This is a genomic window from Candidatus Eisenbacteria bacterium (assembly GCA_035712145.1).
Lineage (GTDB): Bacteria > Eisenbacteria > RBG-16-71-46 > RBG-16-71-46 > RBG-16-71-46 > DASTBI01.
The window spans coordinates 1-2,037 of sequence record DASTBI010000026.1 but is presented as its reverse complement, the minus strand read 5'-3'; the positions used below and the strand labels follow the sequence as shown (position 1 = coordinate 2,037).

The 2,037-nt window shown below is 65.9% G+C and carries 3 protein-coding genes; 2 read left to right on the top strand and 1 reads right to left on the bottom strand.

The genetic code is table 11. The features are described from left to right. The coding region (ruvX, locus tag VFQ05_01265) for a Holliday junction resolvase RuvX (protein HET9325377.1) at nt 1-237 on the top strand (237 nt) is incomplete at its 5' end. A 179-nt stretch (nt 238-416) separates the two neighbouring features. Here the strand turns inward: ruvX and VFQ05_01260 are convergent. Beyond that, nucleotides 417-1,474 (bottom strand): IS630 family transposase gene (locus tag VFQ05_01260; GenBank protein ID HET9325376.1). Its coding sequence is split into 2 segments (ribosomal slippage): nt 417-988 and nt 988-1,474, totalling 1,059 coding nucleotides; the frame shifts between segments, so codons are not numbered across the junction. Between the two features lie 20 nt (nt 1,475-1,494). On the opposite strand from VFQ05_01260, the gene VFQ05_01255 reads away from it, so the two are divergent. Next, a partial coding sequence (locus tag VFQ05_01255) for an HlyD family efflux transporter periplasmic adaptor subunit (protein HET9325375.1) occupies nt 1,495-2,037 on the top strand: 543 nt, incomplete at its 3' end.

Here is a 2,037-nt window from a genome sequence, read left to right as displayed (position 1 = left end):
GGCTCGGAGGGACCGCGCGCGCAGGCGACGCGCGCGTTCGCGCGCAATCTCCAGCCGCTGCTCGGCCTGCCGATCGTGTTCTGGGACGAGCGCCTGTCGACTGCCGCCGTCACCCGAGCCTTGCTCGAGGCGGATGCGTCCCGGGCGCGACGCGGCGCCGTCGTCGACAAGATGGCGGCAGCCTACATCCTGCAAGGCGTCCTCGACCGGCTGCGGCCGTTGTCGCCAGAGCAATGAAGCGGGCGGCGCCGAGGCACCCGCCTTGCTGGCCCGGTGCGGCGAGCGACGCGCGCGCTACCACCGATACCCGTAATAGGCCGGCCGATAGTAATGGACCCGCCGAGGATAGTAATAGGCCCGCCGGGGATAATGGTAATAGCGAACCCGCGGATAGCTGTAATACCGAGTCCCGATGATCAGGACCGATATGCCCAGTGGCGGAGGCCGACAGACATGATGGTCCATGGCTGATTGATGAGCTTGTTCCAAGCTTCGCAACAGTGGTCGAGGAGATCGGTGTAGGACGTGAAGATGCGGTTCGAGAGCCAGTTGTCGCGCATGAACTGCCAGACGTTCTCAACGGGGTTGAGCTCGGGGCACTTGGGTGGGAGCGCCACGAGGGTGATGTTTGGCGGCACGACGAGCCGGCTCGAGAGGTGCCATCCGGCCTGATCGATGAGGAGCACGGCATGAGCTCCCGGCGCCACCTCGGTTGCGATTTCGGCCAGGTGCAGGTTCATGGCTTCGGTGTTGCAGGCCGGCAGGACCAGGGCAGCTCCCTTGCCCTCGCTCGGGCAGATGGCGCCGAAGATGTAGGTCGAGGCCGTGCGCTGATCGTAGGGTGCCGAGGGCCGCGTTCCCCGCCGGGCCCACCGCCGTGTGATCTTGTTCTTCTGGCCGATGCGCGCCTCGTCCGCGAACCAGACCTCTATCCGGTCCGCAGCGACGCCCTTCTCGCGCGCGATCTCGTCCAGGTGCGCCGGGAAGCTTTTTTAAAATCCTCGACCGCTCCCTCGGCCTGAGCGTGGTGACGCGGCCGCGCCGACAGCTTGCGATAGCCCATGCCCCGCAGCTCCCGGCTCAAGGTCTGCTTGGCCACCGTGATCCGGAACTCCTCAAAGAGCCACTGGCACAGATCGATCAGACGCCACCGCACGACGCCGTGAACCGCCGGCATCGGCCCGCTCTCGATCATCGTCGCCAGCGCCGCCCGGTGCGTGTCGTTGAGCCGCGAGGGCTGCCCGGGCGCCTTGCGGTCGATGAGACCATCGGGCCCGCGGGCGTTGAACTTCACCACCCAGTCCCGCACGATCTGCAGCGTCACACCGCCAATCGCCGCCGCCTGCGTGCGCGTCGCTCCGTCATAGATCGCCGCCAGCGCCAAAAGACGCCGCGCCTGCGGCGCGTCCTTCGTCCTCCTTGCAACCCCGCGCAGTTGCGCCGCATCGAAGTCGGACCGAAGCGGAATAGGCATGGCGAACCTCCTCGTCCGCCATGTTGAATCAGATCCGCAGCACTTCGGGAATCCACCCCCGAGTCACGCTCTCAGAGACCTGGTATAAGGTCGTCAATACGGGTCAGATGGTCATTCGACTGGCGCGGCCCGACGACAAGGACGCTGTCTTCGCGATCGCCGAATCCGTCTTCGGCGGCAGGAGCATCAATGGGGAGCGGCCGGAGATCGTGGTTGCCCTTTTGAGCCATCCCTCCGTTTCCGCTGAAGGCGTTGTTCGCGAGATCTCCCCGGTCGCCGATCCTTCGACGCGCACCTATCAGGTCAAGGTGACGTTGAAAAATCCCCCGGAGCAGATGCGCTTCGGGAGCAGCGTCGTCGGCCTGAAGGCGTCGAGCGCTCCGGTTGTCGTCCTGCCGGGCAACGCCCTGTTCGACAAGGGTGGGCTGCCGGCCGTGTGGGTGGTCGATCCGAAGGACGATAGCCTTGTTCTCAAGACGGTCGTGGTGAGCCGTTATGAGGCCGATCGGGTTGTGCTCAAGGACGGCCTGTCCGCGGGCGACATCGTCGTCACCGCGGGGGTC